Annotated in this window: 4 protein-coding genes; 3 read left to right on the top strand and 1 reads right to left on the bottom strand. The window is 73.9% G+C overall.

Translation table 11 applies throughout. From position 1 onward, the window contains the following. From AB0J52_RS32850 to AB0J52_RS32840, 3 genes are all read left to right on the top strand, one after another. On the top strand, positions 1-526 hold a 526-nt coding region (locus tag AB0J52_RS32850), incomplete at its 5' end, for a cytochrome P450 (RefSeq protein WP_500186734.1). Beyond that, positions 520-1,065 (top strand): GNAT family N-acetyltransferase, encoded by a 546-nt coding sequence (locus AB0J52_RS32845; protein WP_500186733.1) that lies wholly within the window; start codon positions 520-522, stop codon positions 1,063-1,065. The genes AB0J52_RS32850 and AB0J52_RS32845, both read left to right, overlap by 7 nt. Positions 1,066-1,165: 100 nt before the next feature. Beyond that, complete coding sequence (locus AB0J52_RS32840; protein ID WP_500186732.1) at positions 1,166-2,278, top strand: NAD(P)H-dependent flavin oxidoreductase; 1,113 nt, start codon at positions 1,166-1,168, stop codon at positions 2,276-2,278. Positions 2,279-2,336: 58 nt separating this feature from the next. Here AB0J52_RS32840 and AB0J52_RS32835 read toward each other — a convergent pair. Continuing rightward, positions 2,337-3,411 (bottom strand): serine hydrolase (locus AB0J52_RS32835; RefSeq protein ID WP_500186731.1); only part of this gene is annotated, 1,075 nt, incomplete at its 5' end.

Below are 3,411 nucleotides of genomic sequence, written 5' to 3'. Positions count from 1 at the left end.
CGAGCACCCGCGCTGGGCCGAGCGGATCGCCGCCGAGGCCGCGCCGGTGCTCGCCCGCCCGGATGCCGTGGACGGCTCCGCGCTGTCGCGGCTGCTGCTGACCGACGCGTTCGTCCGCGAGACGCTGCGGCTGTACCCGCCGAACTGGCTGCTGCCGCGGACCGTCGTCGCCCCCGTCCAGGTCGGCGGCTACGAGCTGCACCCCGGCGAGCGCGTGATGGTCTCGCCCTACCTGCTGCACCGCGACCCGCGCTACTTCCCGGACGCCGCCGTCTTCGACCCCGACCGCTGGCTGGATCCCGCCGCCGGTCCGGAGAAGGGCGCCTACCTGCCGTACGGGGCCGGGCCGCGCACCTGCCCCGGGGCCTCGCTGGCCTCGATCGAGCTCGTCCTCGTCGCCGCGTGCATGGCGCACCGGTACGTGATCCGGCGGCATCCGCTCACGCCGACGACGTGGGGGACGTTCCGCCCGACCGGGCTGCGGGTGCAGTGCCGTCCGCGCGACCTCGGGGCGGGGGCATGCTGAGGCTCCCGATCACCACCGACCGGCTCGTCCTGCGCGCGCCCCGGGCGGACGACCTGGGCCCGCTGCGCGAGTTCTACGAGGACCCGGTGGCCGTCCGGCACGTCGGCGCCGCCGTGGCGTGGACCGACGAGTGGATCCGCGCCTGGCACGGGCGCGTCGTCGCGGGCCTGGCCGACCACGGGTACACCGCCTACACCGTGGAGACCGGGCACGACGGCGCGGTCGTCGGCTTCTGCGGGCTGATGCCGAACGCCTCCGGGGTGCCCGAGCTGTGCTCGGGGTTCGTCCGGCGCTGCTGGCGCAAGCACTACTTCCGGGAGGCGTTCGAGGCGGTCGTCGGGCACGCCCAGCGCGACCCGGACCTCACGGCGATCGCGGCCTGCTGGGAGGTCGACAACCCGGCCCGGCACTACTTCGAGAGCTTCCTGGTGTCGCGCGGTTTCGCCTTCGTCCGGGCGGCCCCGTTCCGTCCCGAGGGCCCTCCGATGCACCACTACGCCTGGACGGCGCCGCCGCCCTGGCCCGGCGGCATTCTGTAGTACAGGTTCTATGTCGATGAGCACACGACCCCGCGAGCCTGGCTAATTCGCGAACTAGAACCCGTTGCAGTTTCGTCCCGCCGGGGGTTATGTTCGACGCGTGCGGACACGAGTCACCGATCTCTTCGGCATCGAGTACCCGATCTTCGCGTTCAGCCACTGCCGCGACGTGGTCGCGGCGGTCAGCCGCGCCGGCGGCATGGGCGTCCTCGGCGCCCTGTACTTCACCCCCGAGGAGCTCGAACTCGAGCTGAAGTGGATCGACGAGCACGTCGGCGGCAAGCCGTACGGCGTGGACGTCGTGATGCCCGCCAAGTACGAGGGCGCGGACGCGGGCGACGCCGAGGAGCTGCTCGGCCGGCTCCAGGCGATGATCCCGCAGGAGCACCGCGACTTCCTGGAGGGGCTGCTCGCCGAGCACGGCGTCGAGCCGCCGTCCGAGCGGGCCGACCGCGCGCTGCTCGGCTGGACGGACCAGACGGCCCGCCCGCAGGTCGAGGTCGCCCTCCGGCACGACATCGCGCTGCTCGCCAGCGCGCTCGGCCCGCCCCCGGCGGACGTGGTCGAGCTCGCCCACGAGCACGGCGTGAAGGTCGCGGGCCTCGCGTCCAGCGCCCGGCACGCGCGCAAGCAGACGGCCGCGGGCGTGGACATCATCGTCGCGCAGGGCACCGAGGCGGGCGGCCACACCGGCGAGGTGTCCACGATGGTGCTGATCCCGGAGGTCGTGGACGCCGTCGGGGACGGCACGATCGTCCTCGCGGCGGGCGGCATCGGCCGCGGCCGGCAGGTGGCGGCCGGGCTGGCGCTCGGCGCGGAGGGCGTGTGGACCGGGTCCATCTGGCTGACCGTGGACGAGGCCGACACCCCCGAGCGGGCCGTCCCGAAACTGCTGGAGGCGACGTCCCGGGACACCGTCCGGTCGCGCGCCTGGACGGGCAAGCCCGCCCGCTTCCTCAGGACCGCCTGGACCGACGCCTGGGAGGGCTCGTCGTCCCCGGGCACCCTGCCGATGCCGATGCAGTTCATGCTGGTCGCGGACGCCCTGCCGCGGATCGCGCGGTCCGGCGACGGCGAGCTGGTCACCTTCCCGGTCGGGCAGATCGTCGGGAGCATGAACCAGGTCAGGCCGGCCGCGCAGGTCGTCTACGACCTCATCGAGGAGTACGTCGAGGCCGTCGAGCGCCTCACCGCGCTCACCGAGGCCGAGTAGCGAGAACGCGTCCCCCGGCACCACCCCGGGGGACGCGTCTCGGTCGCGGAGAGGGTCCCTACTGCTCGGACTCTCCCGCGAGCTGGATCCCGGCGCGCGAGAGGGCGAGCAGCGCCAGCTCGGCGTTGCCGGAGAACGACCTCTTCGGGTCGGAGAGCATCGCGCTGGTGACGATCACCCGGCCGCCCGACGTCCGGGCGAGGTAGTTGGCCGTGAGGACGCCCGGCTCGCCGCCGCCCTTGTACCAGACCGTCGGGTACTTCTTCGGGTCGAGCTGGATGCCGCCGTCCACCATGCTCAGCGCGTGGCCCAGGGGGGACTGGCCGGGCTTGGCCGCCCGGTCGCTCAGCCCCTTGAACGCCGCGCAGACGTCGAGCGGCGAGGCGAACCATCCGATGCGGTCGACGTCGCGGGGCTTCTCCCACGGCTTGACGTCGGCGAGCTTCACGGCGTCCAGCCCGGACAGCGCCTCGGCCCGCTTGCCCGCGGGAAGGGCCAGGTAGCGCCGCGCGCCCGCCGGGTAGTCGGCGGTGCCCTTCAGCGCGAGCTCCTCGCGGGTGGTCAGCCACGGGCGGCTCGCCTGGGCGTGCCGGTTCCCGAGGGCCGTCAGCTCGTTCTCCACGGCCTCGCGTCCGAGCCGGTGGACCAGGTGGTCGGCGGCGGTGTTGTCGCTCACCGACATCATCGAGTCCGCGTACTGCGCGAGCGTCATCATCGAACCCGCGCGCTTGTTGCGGAGCTCGCCGGCCGGCGGCAGGCTCCGCCACGCCTCGTTCACCGCGAGCGGGGTCTCCCACGAGACCTCTTCGCGGGCGACCGCGTCGGAGAGCGCGCCCAGGATGTAGAGCTTGGACGCCGACGCGAGCGGACGCGGGGTGTCGGGGTTCACGCCGTGCAGGACGCGGCAGCGGCCCTTGCGCCCGATCTCGGCGGTGACGAAGGAGACGTCCGGGGCGATCTTGCGCAGCCCGGCGTCCACCTCGCGCCACGACCCCGGCTGCCTGGTGAAGTAGAGCCCCGAGATCAGCCCGGCGGCGTCGGTCGCGTCGCCGCCGAAGACCGAGGTCCCGTGCGCGCCGGTGAACCAGGCGATCGCCCCGGTGGCGGCGGACTTGGCGGGCGTCTGCGCGGTG

Source organism: Spirillospora sp. NPDC049652, assembly GCF_040675125.1.
Classification (GTDB): Bacteria; Actinomycetota; Actinomycetes; order Streptosporangiales; family Streptosporangiaceae; genus Spirillospora.
Note: the sequence above shows the minus strand (reverse complement) of the source record. Positions and strands in the feature narration are given on the sequence as shown.

What these genes read in the sequence shown, in the direction of transcription:
- AB0J52_RS32845 (WP_500186733.1), top strand. Translation starts at nt 520, where the DNA reads ATGCTGAGGCTCCCGATCACCACCGACCGGCTCGTCCTGCGCGCGCCC.